Source organism: Acinetobacter wuhouensis, from assembly GCF_001696605.3.
In the GTDB taxonomy this organism is placed as follows: domain Bacteria; phylum Pseudomonadota; class Gammaproteobacteria; order Pseudomonadales; family Moraxellaceae; genus Acinetobacter; species Acinetobacter wuhouensis.
In genome coordinates, this window is the sequence record NZ_CP031716.1 from 2,565,511 (window position 1) to 2,585,787 (window position 20,277).

The window sequence follows — 20,277 nt, forward strand, 5'->3', positions numbered from 1 at the left end:
CAGTGAACAGAACGTGCATTGTGGCGCAAATGGTGAAGCATTTCTAAGCTGCCTACATGGCAGTGAACCCTCAGTCGCAGTTTAACTACAAAATCGCATATTTCTAAGCTGCCTACATGGCAGTGAACACAAATAAATACTAGTAAACATGTTAACTGTATTTCTAAGCTGCCTACATGGCAGTGAACTTTCTCTCCCTAGCTCTGTAAATATGTACATTTTTCTAAGCTGCCTACATGGCAGTGAACAGGAATACAAAAATGAAATTAACAACTGAAGCTTTCTAAGCTGCCTACATGGCAGTGAACATTTACAGTCAGGAGCGTCGCCCTTTCACGGCTTTCTAAGCTGCCTACATGGCAGTGAACCAACATAGTTATTTGCTTGAGTTACTTCCTGCTTTCTAAGCTGCCTACATGGCAGTGAACCTTTAGCTGTTGCAACTCAATCCTTGCTTGATTTTCTAAGCTGCCTACATGGCAGTGAACTGCTTAAGTCTTTTAAAAAAGAGATTCCTGCTTTTCTAAGCTGCCTACATGGCAGTGAACGCTTTAAATCTTTTGGATTAGGACAAACAACATTTCTAAGCTGCCTACATGGCAGTGAACCAATTACTCGGTTTTATTGCTTTGATCATTGCTTTCTAAGCTGCCTACATGGCAGTGAACTATTGTTTCTGCCTTGGCTTTCGCCATTACTTTTTCTAAGCTGCCTACATGGCAGTGAACTCGAACGGTCTGAAATAGTGATGACCAGTAAATTTCTAAGCTGCCTACATGGCAGTGAACACTTTATAACGGTGCAAAAAATGTTTTAATTATTTCTAAGCTGCCTACATGGCAGTGAACTAGATAATTCTAAAATCATAGGGTTTTTTGAAGTTTCTAAGCTGCCTACATGGCAGTGAACCTGCCGTTTCTATCAGATTAACAATGAATGCATTTCTAAGCTGCCTACATGGCAGTGAACCATTTGTAAAGCTCGTGGAAATCGACTTCAACTTTCTAAGCTGCCTACATGGCAGTGAACGTCCACACCGACACCTTTTATGCGTCCTTGGTTTTCTAAGCTGCCTACATGGCAGTGAACAATTAAGCCGATTTAAACCACAAGCACTATCATTTCTAAGCTGCCTACATGGCAGTGAACCGGAACTCAAAATGAACGAGGAAATAAAGATTTTTTCTAAGCTGCCTACATGGCAGTGAACAAGAGCTATGTCCCAGTTGTCATGTTTCATATTTTCTAAGCTGCCTACATGGCAGTGAACTTTTGGAAACTCGTCCTTTTCAGGCATTAAGATTTCTAAGCTGCCTACATGGCAGTGAACAATTGAAAGAGATCCGAGCAACTGATGGTTCATTTCTAAGCTGCCTACATGGCAGTGAACTTTAGCTCGTATGTTGGATTGGTCTAAAGCTTTTTCTAAGCTGCCTACATGGCAGTGAACACCTTTCCCGAAAGGCGCTCAAATCAGTAATGTTTCTAAGCTGCCTACATGGCAGTGAACAATTGTGCCGCGTCTAAGTTCAGCAGCAACACTTTCTAAGCTGCCTACATGGCAGTGAACCCAGCAAGTTTTCTTTATAAGCAAAGTCGCATTTTCTAAGCTGCCTACATGGCAGTGAACGACATTGCACGTGTATTTAATGCGCTTGCACATTTCTAAGCTGCCTACATGGCAGTGAACGAAACTCATGCAAAATTGTACTTGGCTCAACTTTTCTAAGCTGCCTACATGGCAGTGAACTGGGTCCATGTCGTTGTTATCTGCAATTACCATTTCTAAGCTGCCTACATGGCAGTGAACATGCGCGAATACGTTTTAAGACTCGGCCAGATTTTCTAAGCTGCCTACATGGCAGTGAACAATATCAACGAACTTGTTGTCATGATCTGTATTTTCTAAGCTGCCTACATGGCAGTGAACAAAAAGCTCGCAGAAATGCAGTTTGCCTGGGATTTCTAAGCTGCCTACATGGCAGTGAACAAAAACTTCTTAGATGCTGTTGAGCAGTGTAATTTCTAAGCTGCCTACATGGCAGTGAACATAAATATAACGAAGGCGCAAAACTTTATGTTTTTCTAAGCTGCCTACATGGCAGTGAACGAGCCGCCCAACCTTCTAACTTTTGTCTATCTTTTCTAAGCTGCCTACATGGCAGTGAACTGTAATTTTACAGCAAAAAATAAAGTTATAACAGTGAGTTAAACCTTAAAATCCATAAAAGACCCAAGTTTCACCCCACGTTTATAACCTATTGATTTTATTAGACTGTTAAAGAGTGAAAAAAGATTGGGTTAAAATTCAGGTACAGTCGATACCGAACTTAAACCATAAGTGCTAAAAACCTGAGTTTCAGATTTTGTCGCAGATTTCTTTTCAATAAAAAGTTTAAAGTAATTTTTATCCTTTAATTCTAAATTAGGCGCTGTACTATCACTCAACATTTGAATAAAAGGCAAATTGGTACTTTTCACAAATTTCCGATAATGCGCTAAAGCATTTTCATAATCGTAACGCCCATTTTGAGCTTCAGCACGTGCTAAGCGCTCTGCACTGCTTTTCACCTGTTTGCGCTTATATATTGCATAACCCGTTACTTTGTCATCAGGAACAGTCTTAATTGAACTAATATGTACATAGTCCAAATAACGTTCTAACCACTTTTGCACCTCAACACAGGTTAAATCATTTTCTGATTGCGCAAAAATCCGTAATTTCTCACCGACAAAACCGTTTCCCTTGTTATAGTCAAAGCGATATTCAGGAAATGAAAATCCGACATTCACTTTATTATCAGCATCTTTCATACTTGCCAGAGCAAGATGTAATTGCTTATAAACTTTAGACCATAAAAAGTGGATTGAAATATCATCATCAGGCAGAAATTTAATTTCCAGATAATATTTCATTATTTATCGCTCTCCCCAAACACACCACCACGAACCAATACTGCCATTACATAATGCTGCTGTTCTAAATCAGGTGCTTTACCTTCATTGACCCATGCATCAAATAAACTATAAAAATCTTTCTTTTCTTTAGGCTGACGATATGCTTTACCTTCAGAAGTCACTGAACCATAAGGTTCAACAGCAATTGGCTTTTCTGCATTTGGATACCATGTATCAATCGTGCGCAAAGCATTACCAATTTTCTGTGAATGCATACCTGCTTCTTTATTTTCAAAGCTATATAAAGTTTTACTTTTCGCACCTTTTGAATTGCTTGCATCCAAAATCAATTCTTGTGATGGATAAACCTCCTGCCCTTCACCCAAGCGCGCAAAACCCGTCACTTTAAGCAAAACATGCTCGTCACCATTGAGACCGACCTGTAACCAGTCCGCTAATTTTTTCAATTCAGCTTGCTGATCCTGATGAACAGCCGCTTGATTTAAACGATTATTCAGCGCATCAAAGTTTAAGGTTTCCGCAGCTTTCCCATCAACAATACGCGCAACGGAAACACTGACATTTTCAGCCCCGATACGATTGCGCCATAAAAAACGCCCATTGGCTAAATTCACTGCATAACGACTCGCCAGTTCTGTAAATTTATTTTCAGCTTGATACCCAGAAACAACTGCATCCAAACGCTCTGCGAAAGCAACATCATTACACGCTGATGGTTGTCCTACATTAGGCAAAACACGTAAGGTAAAACTAACTGCGACTGTATCCTTTCCTTGTGGCAATGCAGCGACATCAACTGTCTGCAAATTAGCTTTATTTACCGCAGCATCAATATAAGCAGGATCGACCTCTTTACTGTTTTTAGGGCGGTTAGAAATCGTACCACGAACCGATTTTTCCTGAATCACAATCGCCTTATTGCCTGCTCCTTGTGCAATATCTCCCCAATTCACCGCAGACATACGTCCATCAGATGGATCTAAATGGCGGTTAAATGAAAGTACCGATGCCGTTTTTAATTTCTCGTTTTTAGCCATGATTAATATTCCTCTTCTTCTGATTCAAATTCGATAGATTGGTTTTCACTGTCATTATTAGACAATGATGTTAAGTTCTGTTTTGGTGCAAAAGGCTGTACAAGTTCGTATACGCCCTTTTCAGGTTCTGAATTGTAATTCCATAAAATGTCTGTAATATTTTCAATACGATGCGGGCTTTTCCATTCAGCAAGACTAAGCAAAGTTTCTACAAAAGTTGCTGGATATTGGTCATTACGCAAACCTTTAATAACACCCTGCTCCTGCATATCTGTTAAAGCGGCATAACCAATTGGAATAGGCACAAGCCAGCCTTTTAAATGTTCAGGGCGACTGCGGACTTTCCAGCTCCCCAATTTTTCCTTAGCATCCTCTGCTTCTAAACTTTCATCATTTTCGGTACTGACAAAATTTAAGCGCTGAATATCCAATAAGGTATCAAGCAAATTTGGCTCAGTCTTTTGTGTTGAAACATAGTTTGGATATTGCTTAAGCCATGCTTGATGTGCCAATAAAACCTCTTGTCGATGCTGTAAAGCAAAACCAGGCAATACATAACGACGCAATGCTTTAGTTTTTTCTTCAGCTCCGCTCCGTGACCAATTGATTAATTTCGGCTGAATACGTTTATGCGGAAAAATAGAGCCCCCTGCTAAACGCATGCCGTAAATGAATTGATTGATCTTTTTCAATAAGGCTTGACTTGTTTCAGATAAATCTTCGTCATTGGCTGATAAATGTTGTTCTAAGCCCTCACCCGTGAAACCAATCACCAAACTGACTTCAATATGCCCTTTACCCTCTTCAATCATTGCGGGTGTAGAACCATCTGCCTTTAAAGGATGACGCGCTAAATTGAGCTGATAAGGTGAATAACGATAGCTGCTACTTTTTGTCACTTGTGGTGTAAATTGATGTGAAATAATACCAATACCGCAGCATTCCACTTCTCGATAAGCATCAATCGTATTTAACTGACGTTGCAAATTATGCATCAAACCTGTAAATGCACTCGGTGCAGGAAATCCCCATGTCAAATAACTACTGATAATAGATACGTTTTCAACATTCAAGCGCACGACATACAATGCTTTCGGATAGGAATATGACATTATGCAAACTCCTCTTTCAGCAATTGCAATTTTTCCCGCAAAATCAGTGACCAAGCTCGATCTTCGTGATCATCTAAATCGACCAGTTTAGCTTTTTTCATGAGTAGCTCACTGAGCCAACGACCAAAGTTATAACCAACTTCCACATGCCAATCCCGCTCACGATAGGCTTCCAACCACTTGGTTTCCTCCTCCGTAAGTTCACCTGCATCTTCTTTATCAAAAAGTTCTTCGCGGTAACCACGATCCAACCAGAAACTTTCAGCAGTGCTATACACACTTTTCTGCTGAGTCCAACCCGATGGTGCGCTTTGCTGTAATTCAAAACTCATATCAAGTACACAGTCAGCCAATTGCACCACTAATTCATCTCGTTCCTCACGAAATTCAACAGTATTACGGCGATCTTCTTTACGATACAAAGCAATAAGTTTGCCTAATAGCGGTTTAATGTCTTTCCGATTGGTTAAATATGCGGTAAACACTGAAGCACTTTTGGGCAACTCCACCATTTGACCTTGCCACGTTGGCGGAATTGAAGGTAATAACCACATAGAACCACGTCGATCACTATTTAACTGCGAAATATTTTGCGGCTTTGACCCACCGAAATTTTGCACCAATAAATTTGGATACTCGCGACTTTCCTGTTCTGCATGTAGTTTATTAAAACGTGCTTCTCGCAGTTTTTTGCTTTCTTCACTAAAACGATCTGATGAAATTTGCTGATAAACACGATGTGCCAAACTGCTTGGATATAACAATACCAAAGTATGGTAGTCATCTTGCTCGACGGGAAATAACACCTGTTTAGACAAACGACCTGCATTGAGTTCTGTCGGCAATTGGCTAAAAGCTAAAAAGCGCTGATAGCGAATCTGTGCGGATTCTTGATTTAGAGCCAATGCTGCAATCAGCTCCTCATCTGCTTTCAGCAATCGTTCCAGTAAAGATACATTTTGAAATTGCAGTCGTAGCAATTTAAATACGTCCAATACTGCTGCATTGCCAATCACATCAGCATCCAGCTGCATTCCTTGCGACCCAACAAAATCGTGTGCTTTTTCACTGCTACTGTAAAACATTGCGGATGCTTTGGAATCAGGATGATGCTGTTTTGGTGTATGGGTCGCTAGGCGCAACTGACTGATTCGTAAACTCGCATCTTCCAGCCATGTTTCAGGCTGATATTTTTCCAACAACTTATTGCGTTCTTCCACATCATCTTCTTTGAGTTTTTCCAGCTTTTCATTTAAACGCCCCTGAATGTATTGCTCGATTAACTCACGAATGCTTGTGGCTTCGGAATTTGAAATTCCGTCTACTTCTTCATTCATGACTCCTCCATTTTAACCTAGTTAGTATTATATTAATTACAATTTTTTACTTACCAATATTTTTAACATAAAGGTTATTTCGATACAATCTCGATACTGAGAGATCAATCACTGCTTATAGGCAGCTTAGAAATAGTTTGAATTCTCTTAATTATTCACTGCCATATAGGCAGCTTAGAAAGCTTGGTTTATCAGGGGTTATTCCCTGATAAACCCTAGCCAATTGTGGTAAAGCCATTTACGGTTTTCTTTCAGCTCAGGTAAAGTTAAACTTAAATATCGTCCGCAATTTTCCATCCAGTTACGCTCATTTGGATTTGTATCTAAATATTTCATCAAAACTGATTCAGGCTGTTGATTTGGCCAGCAATGAATTTGTAAATTTTCAATCAACTCTATTCGACGCACTAAACTTTCTTTTTTAAGCCAATTGCCTGTTTTATCGTTATATTCTTGCAACTCTAAAGGCTGCTCTTCTTCTGCCCGCAATGCCATAAAGTTTTCAGCTTGTGACTGCCTAAACCGGCTCAAACGCTGCAAAATTCCTGTGTAATGAATGGGTGTATTCCAAAAATCATAAACTGGAAATTTCACTCGAGGTTCAGACATTGAAATATCATGATCCAGTTTGGTACTGATTCCACGATTTAACAACACATGCATCATGCGATCATGTTCCAGATCCGCCAAACGGAAGTAACCATTTTGATAATTTGCACGAATTTCATCTGGAATATTCGGTCTAAGACGAGCTGTCGCATCTAAATTTTCTAAATGAGTGTCAGCAATCAATCCATCATCTGCGTTTGGAGCAGAGCTTTTTAAATAATGCTGTGCAACCTTAAAAGTTGAACTTTCAAATCCTGGTTTGGAAAAACAAGTTTGTGCTGCATATTGATAATGCCGAACGTTAGATTCCATCAGAAAAATATTCACTTGATCATAAGCTTCAGAGCGATGTCGTCTTGCCCGACCCGATGCCTGAATAATGGATCGCATAGATGAAGGTTCTAAAATCATCCAGTCATAATCATGGTCACGCCCCACTTCACATACAGGTGAAGCCAAAACTAAAATAATATGTTTCTGTTCAGGATAACGCTGTAACCAAGCTTTGATCATCTCATGATCGTGAGGCTGTTTTCCTTGATTTCGATCCAGTATTTCATCCAGATACTTTTCAATATTCGCCCGCATTAACAACGGAAAACGTGAGTGATAAACACATAAATGAACACGTGTATCAGCATCAATTTTTTGCTTTAGAAGATTTTGCGCAATCGTCGCTAATGGGTCTATATTGGCAAAACGCACCAATCCCACACTGTATTGCTTTCCGGTCTCAGGATCTGTCAATGCATTCAACTCATGTGCTTTTAGTGTAGTTTCTAAAATTTTTTGTGTGAACACATTCTGCCATTTTTCCTGTGCAGAAATTTCACGAGGCAATCCGACCCATTCAACAGTTCGTCTTTTAGTCATTGGCGCTTGCTGATTTAAAAACTCAACACGCTGTTTCGTAAATTTTAAATGCGCTTTTTTAAATGAAGCTTCAACTTCTGAGTTACTCATCGTTACTGTGCAAGGAATGACTTCATGAAAAATACTGGATTTATTTTCATCAAACCAAGCCGCAATAATCGGTTGATCTTTATCTGTTCGATTTGCATTATAAAACTTACGTCCCGAACTATAAGCCAGATACAGACCATTAATTTCTGCGGGTGTTAATGTCGCAGAAGATAATAGCACCCGACTGCCCAATAACCCTGCCCAATGTACCAAGCGGGCTAAAGCATAATAATCTTCAGGTGAGAAATCATCAGGCTCATCAAAAACCAGATCGGAGGACATTAAGCGCAGCATCGGCGCAATTTGCTTACCGCCACGCGTACTTTCAGTGGCTGGAATCAAATGATCAATAGTGCAACATAGAATTGGACTATTCAGCATTTTCTTCACTTGATGATTGCCTTTCAGCCATTTGGCAAACATATGCTGATTGTCTAAGATGCCTTCAAAATCTATTTCACAATCATCAAAATCGACAAAGCTTTCTGCATCAGATAAGCCTATTAAAGATTCAGCCCCCATATTTTCAGCCAAAAACTGATTTTGTTTTGGATCTAAGCTTTCAATATTTTCTTCTAAAATTTCAGATGAATCTTTTTGGCTGTAATGTTCAAAGATTTCTTTGACTGCGCCTCCACCAACCATAATTGCCAGATCAGTTTCATCTAAATCTAATTTTTGTCTTAATGCTTTACCCGTTTGCAAGGTAAGAGTTCGCAATCCCAAAGCAATATTAAAACGCGCACCTTTTTCAGGATCAGCCAATCCATACATAATGCGTGTATTAGCCAGTGTTTTACCACGCCCTGTTGATGCCAAATTCACGCCAAAAAAACCATGATTTGGATAGTTTTTTTGGATAAATTTTGCTTCTTGATAGGCTTTATCTTGCCATTGATAATAGGGATTATTGGTTTTTCCCTCTAAACTTTTTTGCTGCGGCAATCGATCAAAAAGTTCATGCAAACGTGTCATCGCGCCCATCAATTGACGCACATTTTGACTCACACCAACCAAATGATCATCTAATGGCTGTTTTAATTCACCAAACTTATCGGTATTGGCAAATTTTTTATAACTCGGATCATGCCATTGTGCTGTTGGATCACAGCTTGAGTAATAGTGATCCGACAGCATTAAAACCAAACGAGAAATATGACTGACATAAGGATCATCCAGACTCGGTAAATGTGGCAAAGCTATAAATTGCTTGAGTTTAATGGCACAGGCTTGCGCTTCTTTACACCAAGTATGACTATTAAATGGAATATCTTCCGCTTGAATATTCCAGCATTTTTTTATTTCTTTTGCCTTGTTTTTATCATCATCTAAATATGAACGTGGATAACACCATTTAAAATTCAAGTCTGTTAAAACAGTACCAAACTTATTAGCGGCATATGAACGGTCTGCATTGGGATCTTTACTTAAGATACTATTTGGAATAGGCAATCGATGATGAGAAATAATAAGCCATGCTGTTAATTGCGCAATCTGAGGCAAGCCATTAAAAGGCGAACTCAGCGTATTAACACCATCATCTTTGATTAAATGATTCAACCAAGTTAAATTATCTTTTCTACATGAAATTTCTGATAACTTATTAATCCAGTTTGCATCTTCAGTTCCACAATTTCGAACAAAAGCTTCAAATAAACGCAATGAAATCCATTCATGACGAAATGGATCTGCAATTGGTTTACTGCTTTTATTGGCATTAGCTAATTTGGCAGCGAAGAAAGGATTAATTTTTCCAAAATCATGAAACAAAGCCGCAATACGGCTAATTATGGAAATCAACGCTGCTGAATGCCAATTGCTGTCTGTATAATCAATTATCAGCTTCTTCTTCGTCCGATTCACAGGAACAATCCCCTCTGAATTAAACTTATTCCGATTTCCCACCACCCACAGCAATTCACTTCTACGTCGCCCACGTATCCAATGACAACTCACCGCAGTACTTTTGGTCACGGTTTTACGAAGTAACTTTTTTACAGCAATCAAACCATCTTCCGTGATTACGGTTTGCCACGTGTTATCCCCGATCCGATCTGCAAAAGCATCAAGTACACGGCGAGTACGTGGAATCGCTTTCTTTTCACATTGGGAAATAAAGGTCACGATCATCATGCATCCCCATCTACATCATGCGTTCTGCAAGCTTGTGCTTTCACCTGATCAAACATCCAATCCAGGCATTTATGCTCTATAAATTTCTGTAAAATCTGAGATCTGAACTCTTGCTCCGTCATCTTTTCTTTAGCACAGATAAAGGCATAAGGTAAAACCACAGCATCCTTAATTAAATCCGCCACATCAAAGACCAAAGCCCCACGACGAGTTTTACCATGCATCACCGCAAAACCATGTGGAATGCCTAATACCCAAAGTGTGGTTGCAGCGAGTCCATATGCCAAATAATTCCCATGATTAAGGAAGTCATTGGCTAAGTCTCCTTGTTCAGGATTACGGCTAAAATCTTTAGAGCCTGTCCGAGTGGCAGCAATTTTATAAAGTTGTTTAGTGGTCGCAGCTTCGGCAAGTAATAAGTCACCGACTTTATTTAAATTTGGAATTTTCTTTTCAAAACCATTTAATGCATTTTGAATATCTAAATCATCCAGAAAAAAACCTTCGGCTTTTAAGTCACGATCTTTGTCCCAAATTTTTCGGATAAATTCGATCCGTGCAAGTTGGAACTGCTTAGCAACCTCTAAACGCTTCTGATCATCAAACCAGAACTGCATCCAACCCTGCATGTATTCAGTTGGGCGGTATTCACTCTGTGGCGTCATCCATTCTATTTCACAACCCATAAACAATGGTGTTCCGCCACCGCCACAAAAACCGACCAATACGCCTGCACTCGCAAGCATACGCATAGCTGCCTGACTGATGGACGTACCTGTGCCAAGCATCACTACCGTAGTATTGGCAATAGGAATATTCCAGTATTGATTTTCATTTTTAGCTTCGGTCAGATAAAGCACCCGACCATCTTTTTGCATGACACGCGCGTGTTCAAGATAGTAAATATTAGCGCGTTTAGAATGTAATATTGCTTTTAAATCAGAGGGATTGAGTTGTTCCATTTTTATTCAAAATTATAATGTATTCACAGCAGTATAATCAGAATAATAGGAAGTTATAGTTATACCAACGAATGATACGACAAAATACGTCGCTTAAGAATCAAACCATTTTATTGATGATTTCAGATCTGTTTAGCAGTATAAGATCAAGTCTTCATCAACTTGAATAATGGAGATGAACTGTACAGATAATTTTTAATTCAGTTATTTTTTGTCTGATGCTGGCTGTCAAAAACTTCATACGTCAAACGCCCTGTTTGTATTTCTGAATGGGGTTCAACCTCTTGCAATGTATTTAAACAACGCTGTGCCAAGTGAATATATTCCTCAGTCCCTTTGCTTTTCCACGCAATTTCTTTGGCTTCCAAATCACGAATCACTTTTGCAGGACTGCCCAAAGCCAAAACATTGGCAGGAATGATCGCTTTGGCTTTGACGGTACTATTTGCCCCAATAATAGTATTTTCACCAATTTCAGCATAATCCAAAATCACGCTGTTCATTCCTACTAAAACATTTTTGCCAATTTGACAGCCATGTAAAATCGCAGCATGTCCGATATGTCCATATTCTTCCACAACAGTCACGCTATTTGGGAATCCATGAATCACGCAGTTATCTTGTACATTGGCATTTTTCTTGATGTGAATGCCACCAAAATCAGCACGTAAGGATGCAAAAGGTCCGATATATACGCCTTCTTCGATGATCACATCACCAATTAAGACTGCTGTGGGGTGTACATAGGCTTTGGGGCTGACGACAGGAATCACACCATCAATTGCATAACAGGTCATATTTTAGTCCTTTAAAAAATAATAACATTGTGAAAATATAAATAATTTATCTTGAGTTTTATATATGTCATATCATTCTGAAAATATAAACTTCTCACTCAACGGCAACATCTATATCACTTAATGCAATAGCATCATTTATAGTGAAATCAATAGACTTCTTGCGAAAGTTAGTTTCGGTAAGATTTAGATCAATATTGAAATGTTCCCTCTCCTTTTAGGAGAGGGTTAGGGAGAGGTTTTTATTTATGAACCCTCATCCTAACCTTCTCCCAAAGGGAGAAGGGACTCCCGATATTTTTTTGAATAACGCAAGAAGCCAATATAAAACTATATATTTGTGATAAGCCATTTTATAAAATCAAACAGCTAACTCTTCCTGTTTTAAACCACCAAAACGTTTATAAAATTGCGGATGCAGTGGTGGCATTGCTCCTTCAGAAGTTCGGGCAAACTCCATAAAGAACTCTTCACCGCTCGACACCACCAATTGATATAAATTACTGCTCAAATTACGGGCATTTAACGACAACCAATTAGAAGGTAATAATTCCGATGGCAAATCAGGGTCTTTGAGTAAAATACGGCGATATTGATGAATCAATAAAATCCGAATTTGGAATGCCTGAACTGCATCTAAATCATCGGCATTTTCAACAATATTCATAAACTCACGGAAGTCTTTGATAAATTTGTCATAACGGGCATGTAACTCTGCCACTGACCAATTGGTCTCCACCATGCGTTTAACTGTTGGATAAGATTCTTGCCAAAGCTGTAAAGTTTCAGCTTTGAAAATCACCACTTGATCGGTCATTTTCAGATTGAGCAATAAATTTTGCAGTTTTAAATGATCACAGCCCGGATATGCCATCACATTACTTGCGATATTGGCAAAGCCTAACCATTCCAACTCCTTCTTTAACACCAATTTATTTTCAAGATCAACTGAACTGAGCAGTACCAAGTCCCATTTTTGATCCCATTCAATATGATTGAAATTATAAATTTTAGCATCCGCTTGTACAAAGCGCTGTCGACTTGTTTCAGTCACCCGATAGTAGCTGGTGCGCCCGATTTTTTCGGACACCAACCAACCATTTTGTACCAAACGAAACACCGCAGTTCGTACTGAACGCTCATTGAACCCAAACACATCCATCAATTGAATCAGGCTTGCAAGACTGATAATCCCACCATGATGATATACACAATCACCAAATACGGTCATGATCAAAGACGTGCCACTCAGTGCTTCTTTGGCAATAAAATCATCAATTGCGAGTTTGAGTTTTGGATTCATATCGTTTCACTATAACCTTATATTTTTCAACCAATTCAGTACAAATTTACATAGATCAACTAAGCAGACTTGTAGTGTTCCTGAACAATATGGCGAATGTCAAATACACGTTGTGCCTTGCCTTCTGAACGTGGCAATGTGCCTTCCTGTAAAACTTCCACGCTGACCGAAATCCCCACCATGGTTTTAATCTGACTTTTCAATTGAGCAGCCAATTGTTGGATTAAATCAGGATGAATATCTTGACGCATTTCAGTACGAATATGCAATGTATCTAAATGACCTTGCTTACAAATTTGAATTTCATAATTCGGCAAAAGTTGCGGAATATGTAAAATCTGTTCTTCGATCTGCGTTGGGAACACATTCACCCCACGGATAATCATCATATCATCACTACGACCGACAATTTTATCCATACGGCGCATTGGACGTGCAGTTCCTGCCAATAGTCGGGTTAAGTCACGGGTACGATAACGAATCACAGGCATACCTTCTTTGGTAATGGTGGTGAATACTAATTCGCCTAACTCACCATCTGCCAATACTTCACCTGTTTCAGGGTTGATGATTTCAGGATAAAAATGATCTTCCCAAATGGTTGGACCATCTTTACTTTCAATACATTCCATCGCCACACCCGGTCCCATCACTTCTGACAGTCCGTAAATGTCCAATGCATTGATACCAAAACGATCTTCAATCTCGTTACGCATTTCATTGGTCCACGGTTCAGCACCAAATACACCTGTTTTGATTGAACATTTTGCCGTACCAAATTTTTTCTCTAAGGCCTCAATGATATTTAGACAGTACGATGGTGTGACCATCAACGCAGTCGGTTTAAAATCATTGATTAATTGCGCTTGTTTATCGGTTTGCCCACCTGACATTGGAATCACGGTTGCGCCTAAACGCTCAACACCATAATGCGCACCCAAACCACCTGTGAATAAGCCATAACCATAAGACACTTGAATGGTATCTTTATTGCTCAGCCCTGCGGCACGGAGTGAACGTGCGACCACATCCGCCCAAATGTTAATATCATTTTGCGTATAACCCACCACCGTTGGTTGACCTGTGGTACCTGAAGAAGCATGGACACGGACAATCTGTTCCTGTGGCACTGCAAACATGCCAAAAGGATAGTTATCACGTAAATCTTTTTTGGTGGTAAATGGGAATTTGGCTAAATCCGCCAAGCTTTTTAAATCATCAGGATGCACACCTGCATCATCAAATTTCTTTTTATACACGCTACTGTTGTCATAAGCATGGTGCAAAGTCTTTTTCAGACGTTGTAATTGCACACTGCGTAATTCATCTATAGAAGCGGTTTCGATTTGTTCCAAAGCATTATTATTCATCTTATTTCTCCTTGGACAGCCATCCTTTGGCTGTCATTTACAATCCTGTTGTGTCTTAACTTTTAATCCTTAAAAATTAAGTTTAAGCGACATTTTCCAAAATCAGCGCCACACCTTGCCCAACACCAACACACATGGTGCAAAGTGCGTATTTTCCTTGACGACGTTTAAGTTCATGCATGGCAGTGATGACCAAACGTGTTCCACTCATACCAAGCGGATGTCCTAGTGCAATTGCACCACCGTTTGGATTGACACGTGCATCATCATCTTTTAAACCCAACTCACGCATCACCGCCAAAGACTGTGCTGCAAAAGCTTCATTCAATTCAATCACATCCATTTGATCCAAACTTAAACCTGCAAGTTTCAAGACTTTTTGCACCGCAGGTACAGGACCGATGCCCATATATTTAGCTTCTACACCTGCGCTTGCAATCGCAATCACTTTGGCAAGCGGTTCTAAGCCATTGTCTTTGGCAAAATTCTCACTCGTCAAAAGCACACAAGCTGCACCATCATTCACACCTGATGCATTGCCCGCAGTCACCGAACCACCTTCTTTACGAAATGGCGCTTTTAACTTTGCCAATGCTTCAAGTGTGGTATCTGCACGTGGATGTTCATCCTCAGTCACTTGAACCGTATTTTTCTTACGATCCGTAATATTTACAGGCAATATTTCTGCTTTAAAAATACCACTTTGCTGCGCTTTTGCGGTTTTTTGTTGGCTGTTAAATGCAAATAAATCTTGATCTGCACGACTGATTTGATATTTTTCAGCCACATTTTCAGCCGTTTCAGGCATGCTATCCACACCAAAATTGGTTTTGAATTTTGGATTGATAAAACGCCAACCAATCGTGGTGTCATAAATACTTGGGGTACGGCTAAATGCAGCTTCAGGTTTAGACTGTACAAATGGCGCACGGCTCATCGACTCTACGCCCCCTGCCAAGACAAATTGCGCTTCACCTGATTTGATCGCACGGGCTGCCAAACCTACTGCATCCAAACCCGAAGCACATAGACGATTTACGGTAATTGCAGGCACAGCATCAGGTAAGCCCGCCAATAATGCAGCCATACGGGCAACATTACGGTTATCTTCCCCTGCTTGATTGGCACAGCCTAAAATCACTTCATCCAACTGTTCCCAAGGCAAATCAGGATGTTGCTGTTTTAAATATTCAATTGGCAATGCTGCCAAATCATCAGCACGAATGCTGCTCAACGCACCTGCATAGCGACCGATCGGGGTACGAATTGCATCACAAATAAATACCTGTTCCATTATTCTTCTCCCTTAGCCTGCTTGTTTCAGTGTTTGAGCTTCTGCTTCTTCATCTGTGTGATGAATAGATTGCAGTGCGACTTTTTTACGTAAATACAAGCTTGGACGATAACGTTCCTCGCCATAGATGCGGTATAAATTTTCAAGCGTATTTAGAATCTGTGTATAACCGATTTGAGCTGCCCATTGGAATGGACCTTGCGGATAATTCACACCATATTTCATTGCAGCATCAATATCTTGTTCAGTGGCAATGTCATGTAACACTGCTTCACAGCCTTCATTCACCAACATGGCAATGCTACGCATCACGAACAATGCAGGATGGTCTTTGACCCAAATACTTGTCACGCCCAACGCTGCAAAAAGTTGGCTGACTTTTTCACGATCAGCGGTGCTACATAATGGCGAAGCGGTTAAAACCACAGCCTTAGCCGTTGCCCAATCCGCATGCCAATCCATCAACACCACTTTTTCACGGGTATGATCAAGTTCTACAGACTGCCCTTGACTGAGTTGAATGGTAATGTCGTCCAAGCAAAGCTGTTCATGATCTGCAATTGCATTGGAAATATGAATATTATCCGCATTTTTAAGACGTTGAATCAGACCTGTGTCATGCGCCCACTCACCAACAACCTGTAGATTGAATGTTGCAGATTGAACAGCAGAAAGGTCAGCTAAATGATAGCTTGGTGTACGTTCTGCCTGATGATAATCATAAAAACCTTGTTGGCTTTTACGACCATAACAACCTGCATCGACCAATTCTTTTTGGATCAACGATGGACGATAGCGTGGCTCATAGAAAAATTCTTGATAGACGCTTTGTGTCACAGAAAAATTGACATCTTGCCCAATTAAATCCGTCAGTTCACATGGACCCATGGCAAAATGACCACATTCACGCAAAATAAAATCAAGCTGTTCAGGCGAGGTGACATTTTCCTGCAATGCACGAAACGCTTCCGCATAATATGGACGTGCAACACGGTTCACGATAAAACCCGGTGTTGATTTTGCTGTCACAGGGACTTTTTTCCATGCTTGCATCAAGCTGAATAATGACTGTGCAATCTGTTCCGAAGTTTTTAAACCACGGATAATTTCCACCAACTTCATCACAGGTGCAGGGTTAAAGAAATGCAAACCTACTACACGCTCAGGATGTGGAATCACTGAAGCAATTGCGGTGATTGAAATCGAAGACGTATTTGACGCGAAAATAGTCTGTTCTGAACAAATTTCTGCAAGCTGTTTGAATAAGCTTTGTTTAACTTCTTTCTTTTCCACCACAGCTTCAACGATCAAATCTGCAATCGAAAGCTGTTGAAGCTCTGCAACGATTTGAATATTGCCAAGCGTCGAATCAACTACGGCTTGGGTCATTTTTCCCAATTGCACACGTTTTTCAAGTTGTACTTTTAATTGTGCAAATGCAGCATTGGCTTTTTCTACATCCAAATCAAATACATAAGTTGTATGACCGTGCATGGCTGCGAGTTGGGCAATGCCCATTCCCATTGTCCCTGCACCAATCACAGCGACTTTTGCTTGCTGTAAATTGAGGTTTTGCATGATCAGCATCCTCTAAATTCAGGAGTACGTTTTTGCATAAATGCTTGTACGCCTTCCTTATAGTCACTTGAACGCCCTGCCAAACGTTGTAAATCACGTTCTAAAATCAGTTGTTCATCCAAATTATTGTCTGCTGCGGCATTGATGGCTTTTTTGATCAATGACAAGCCATAAGTTGGTTGGGTTGCCAAATGTTCCGCCATTTTTGCAGCTTCAATTTTTAATTCTTCATCTGCAACACATTGCCAAATCATGCCCAATTGCACCGCTTTTTCAGCAGGGATTTTATCGCCCAACATCGCAAGTCCCATCGCTTGTGCACGACCGACCAAACGTGGCAAGAACCATGTACCACCTGAATCAGGCACTAAACCTAAGCGACAAAATGCTTGGATAAATGAAGCTGATTGCGCTGCAATCACCACATCACAAGCCAAGGCAATATTTGCCCCTGCACCTGCGGCAACACCATTTACCGCACAAATTACCGGTTTTGGCATTTCCGTAATCAATTTAATCAATGGGTTATAATATTTTTCAATTGATAATCCCAAATCAGGTGCATCCGCATTTGGATCAACCACACGGTCACCCAAATCTTGCCCTGCACAAAAACCACGACCTTCCGCAGAGATCACCACTGCACGAATGTTTGAATCTTTAGCCCATGCTTTCAGCGTTTGTGACACTTCCTGATGCATGGTTTCATTAAAGCTGTTTAACTGTTTTGGACGGTTAAACGTTAAATAACCGACTGCATTTTTTTCTTCTGCAATAATTGTTTGGTAATCCATCACACACCTCTAAAATTTGGTTGTCTTTTTTCTAAAAATGCATTGATGCCTTCTTGGCGATCTTGGGTCGCTGCAAGCCAAACAAAATGCTGACGTTCTTGCTTCAAGCCTTGGCTTAAAGTCACTTCATGAATAGATTTCAAAGATTGTTTAATGACACGGATCGCAAGTGGTGCTTGCTTAGCAATTTTTTCTGCAAGTTCAATCGCATATTGCACGGTTAATTGAGTCGGACAAATTTGACTTGTGATGCCATGTTGCAAAGCGGTTTGCGCTGAAATTCGCTCACCTGTCATTGCCCAACGCATGGTCAGTTGTTGCCCCATCAAACGTGCTAAACGCTGTGTGCCACCTGCTCCCGGTAACATGCCTAAACCAATTTCAGGTAAAGCAAATTGTGCATTTTCACCTGTCAGTACGATGTCACCATGTAAAGCCAACTCAAAGCCTGCGCCAAAGGCAAAGCCATTGACTGCAACAATGATCGGTTTGGAAAACTCATCAATCTGTTTCCATAATAATGGGCGTTGATCTTGTTGAATCGACACTACATCCAAAGCCGCAAGTTCATTTAAATCTGCACCCGCAGCGAAACAGCTTTCATTGCCGGTAATCACCACGGTTTTAATGTTCGAATCTGCATCCACACTTTTCAGTAAAGTCACAAGTTCTTGTAATGTGGCATTATTTAAAGCATTGCGCTTTTCAGGGCGATTCAGTTCGATCAGCATCACGCCTGATTTCACCTGTTGGCTTTTTAAGAATTCCATCTCATTGCTCCACTTGATGTTTTGATTTGATTTTTATTAGAGTTTTTCAATTTCTAAAATATCAAATCCTGATTCATCAAAACTGTATTCATCAATGTTCTGTTTTTACACGCTGTTTTAAATCCTCAATTTCAATCTCGTGATTGAATATTGGAACCCATTTTAGTCATCAAAGCTGATTCGCACATTTGGCGTTACAGGACGTGCCTGACAACTTAAAACATAACCACGCTCAACTTCTTCAGGCTCTAAGCTGTAGTTGATCGCCATGTCGACCTGACCTTCCAAAACTTTACATTTACAGGTTGCACATACACCGCCTTTACATGCATAAGGTAAATCTGCACCTGCACGAAGCGCTGCATCTAAAATGCTGTCATCTTCTTTCGATACTTCGATGATCAACTCACGACCATCAAGTACGATATTGACTTTTTCTTCATTACGGCTTTCGATCTGTTCCGCAGTGGCTTTTTTCGCTGTACCTGTATTAAAGCGTTCAGTGTGAATTTTGCTGCGTTCAATACCAAGTTCAGGCAATACGGTTTCAATCGCATCCATCATTTCATCAGGACCACAGGCAAAACAGTGATCAAAATCCGCATTGATCAAATCCGCTTTAAATAATGACTGTAATTTTTCAGCATCAATACGACCATTAAATAAAGCACTGTCATTCATTTCACGAGAAAAAACATTCACCAACTGAAAACGATTTTTAAAGCGATCTTTCAAATCCATAATTTGCTCAGCAAACATGGTTTGTTTCCAAGTACGGTTGCCATAAATCAAAGTAAAATTGGCATCTTCCTGTTGCAATAACACGGTTTTGACAATGGATAAAATCGGAGTAATACCACTGCCTGCGGCAAAGCCAAGATAATTTTTACCACCGACTTTGGCAGCTTTTTGGAAGAAAACGCCTTGTGGTGGCATGACTTCAAGCTGATCGCCTGCTTTTAAATTGTCATTTGCCCAATTTGAAAATTGTCCTTGATCAATTTTTTTAATGGCAATGCTCATGTCTTCATTGTGATCACTGCAAATCGAGTAACAACGGCGAATTTCACCTGCATCGGTTAAATGACGAATGGTGAGATGTTGACCTGCCTGATATTGAAAATCAGCTTGTAATTCAGGGCTAACCTCAAATGCAATACAAATTGCCTGCTCAGTTTGAGGCGTAATTGATTTAATGGTTAATGGTATAAATTGACTCATTTGAAAATCCCTCTTTCTGTTTAGATGTTGGTGTGTTCAGCATTTTTAAATCCACCCCAACCCTCCTTTTTCAAAGGA

Annotated in this window: 14 protein-coding genes and 1 CRISPR repeat array (1 of these 15 only partly in view); all 14 genes read right to left on the reverse strand. The window is 40.1% G+C overall.

All coding sequences use genetic code 11. The annotated features are described in order from the left end of the window. Window positions 1-2,170: direct repeats of the CRISPR family, unit length 28 nt; unit sequence TTTCTAAGCTGCCTACATGGCAGTGAAC (it extends 1,520 nt beyond the left edge of the window). Between the two features lie 131 nt (window positions 2,171-2,301). The 14 genes from cas6f to paaE all read right to left on the reverse strand — a co-directional run bounded on the left by cas6f (window position 2,302) and on the right by paaE (window position 20,199). Next, a complete protein-coding gene (cas6f, locus tag BEN71_RS12980; protein WP_068975382.1) occupies window positions 2,302-2,916 on the reverse strand; it encodes a type I-F CRISPR-associated endoribonuclease Cas6/Csy4 in 615 nt (204 codons plus the stop codon). Then, the gene (gene csy3, locus BEN71_RS12985; protein WP_068975383.1) at window positions 2,916-3,956 is read right to left on the reverse strand and encodes a type I-F CRISPR-associated protein Csy3; all 1,041 of its coding nucleotides are present in this window, start codon (window positions 3,954-3,956) and stop codon (window positions 2,916-2,918) included. Before csy3 ends, cas6f begins: the two co-directional genes overlap by 1 nt. Before the next feature lie 2 nt (window positions 3,957-3,958). Further along, a complete protein-coding gene (gene csy2, locus BEN71_RS12990) occupies window positions 3,959-5,068 on the reverse strand; it encodes a type I-F CRISPR-associated protein Csy2 (RefSeq protein ID WP_068975384.1) in 1,110 nt (369 codons plus the stop codon). Beyond that, on the reverse strand, window positions 5,068-6,405 hold the full coding sequence (gene csy1, locus BEN71_RS12995; protein ID WP_068975385.1) for a type I-F CRISPR-associated protein Csy1: 1,338 nt from the start codon (window positions 6,403-6,405) through the stop codon (window positions 5,068-5,070). Before csy1 ends, csy2 begins: the two co-directional genes overlap by 1 nt. Before the next feature lie 198 nt (window positions 6,406-6,603). Then, a complete protein-coding gene (gene cas3f / locus BEN71_RS13000) occupies window positions 6,604-10,110 on the reverse strand; it encodes a type I-F CRISPR-associated helicase Cas3f (protein WP_227542608.1) in 3,507 nt (1,168 codons plus the stop codon). Beyond that, window positions 10,107-11,072 carry a type I-F CRISPR-associated endonuclease Cas1f gene (cas1f, locus tag BEN71_RS13005; protein WP_068975387.1) on the reverse strand — a complete coding sequence of 322 codons (966 nt, stop codon included), beginning with the start codon at window positions 11,070-11,072 and terminating at the stop codon, window positions 10,107-10,109. Before cas1f ends, cas3f begins: the two co-directional genes overlap by 4 nt. Window positions 11,073-11,272: 200 nt before the next feature. Next, window positions 11,273-11,869 (reverse strand): DapH/DapD/GlmU-related protein, encoded by a 597-nt coding sequence (locus BEN71_RS13010; RefSeq protein ID WP_068975388.1) that lies wholly within the window; start codon window positions 11,867-11,869, stop codon window positions 11,273-11,275. A 361-nt stretch (window positions 11,870-12,230) separates the two neighbouring features. Next, window positions 12,231-13,172 carry a PaaX family transcriptional regulator gene (locus BEN71_RS13015; protein ID WP_068975389.1) on the reverse strand — a complete coding sequence of 314 codons (942 nt, stop codon included), beginning with the start codon at window positions 13,170-13,172 and terminating at the stop codon, window positions 12,231-12,233. 59 nt (window positions 13,173-13,231) lie between these two features. Next, window positions 13,232-14,542 carry a phenylacetate--CoA ligase PaaK gene (gene paaK / locus BEN71_RS13020; RefSeq protein ID WP_068975390.1) on the reverse strand — a complete coding sequence of 437 codons (1,311 nt, stop codon included), beginning with the start codon at window positions 14,540-14,542 and terminating at the stop codon, window positions 13,232-13,234. 82 nt (window positions 14,543-14,624) lie between these two features. Then, entirely contained in the window at window positions 14,625-15,836 is a 1,212-nt protein-coding gene (gene pcaF / locus BEN71_RS13025) for a 3-oxoadipyl-CoA thiolase (protein ID WP_068975391.1), read from the reverse strand. A gap of 12 nt (window positions 15,837-15,848) precedes the next feature. Then, window positions 15,849-17,414, reverse strand: coding sequence for a 3-hydroxyacyl-CoA dehydrogenase (locus tag BEN71_RS13030; RefSeq protein ID WP_068975392.1), 1,566 nt, complete (start codon window positions 17,412-17,414; stop codon window positions 15,849-15,851). Between the two features lie 2 nt (window positions 17,415-17,416). Then, a complete protein-coding gene (gene paaG, locus BEN71_RS13035; protein WP_068975393.1) occupies window positions 17,417-18,208 on the reverse strand; it encodes a 2-(1,2-epoxy-1,2-dihydrophenyl)acetyl-CoA isomerase PaaG in 792 nt (263 codons plus the stop codon). After that, the gene (locus BEN71_RS13040; RefSeq protein ID WP_068975394.1) at window positions 18,208-18,978 is read right to left on the reverse strand and encodes an enoyl-CoA hydratase-related protein; all 771 of its coding nucleotides are present in this window, start codon (window positions 18,976-18,978) and stop codon (window positions 18,208-18,210) included. The genes paaG and BEN71_RS13040 overlap by 1 nt, the downstream gene beginning before the upstream one ends. 162 nt (window positions 18,979-19,140) lie before the next feature. Continuing rightward, window positions 19,141-20,199, reverse strand: coding sequence for a 1,2-phenylacetyl-CoA epoxidase subunit PaaE (gene paaE / locus BEN71_RS13045; protein WP_068975395.1), 1,059 nt, complete (start codon window positions 20,197-20,199; stop codon window positions 19,141-19,143). Between the last annotated feature and the right edge of the window lie 78 nt (window positions 20,200-20,277).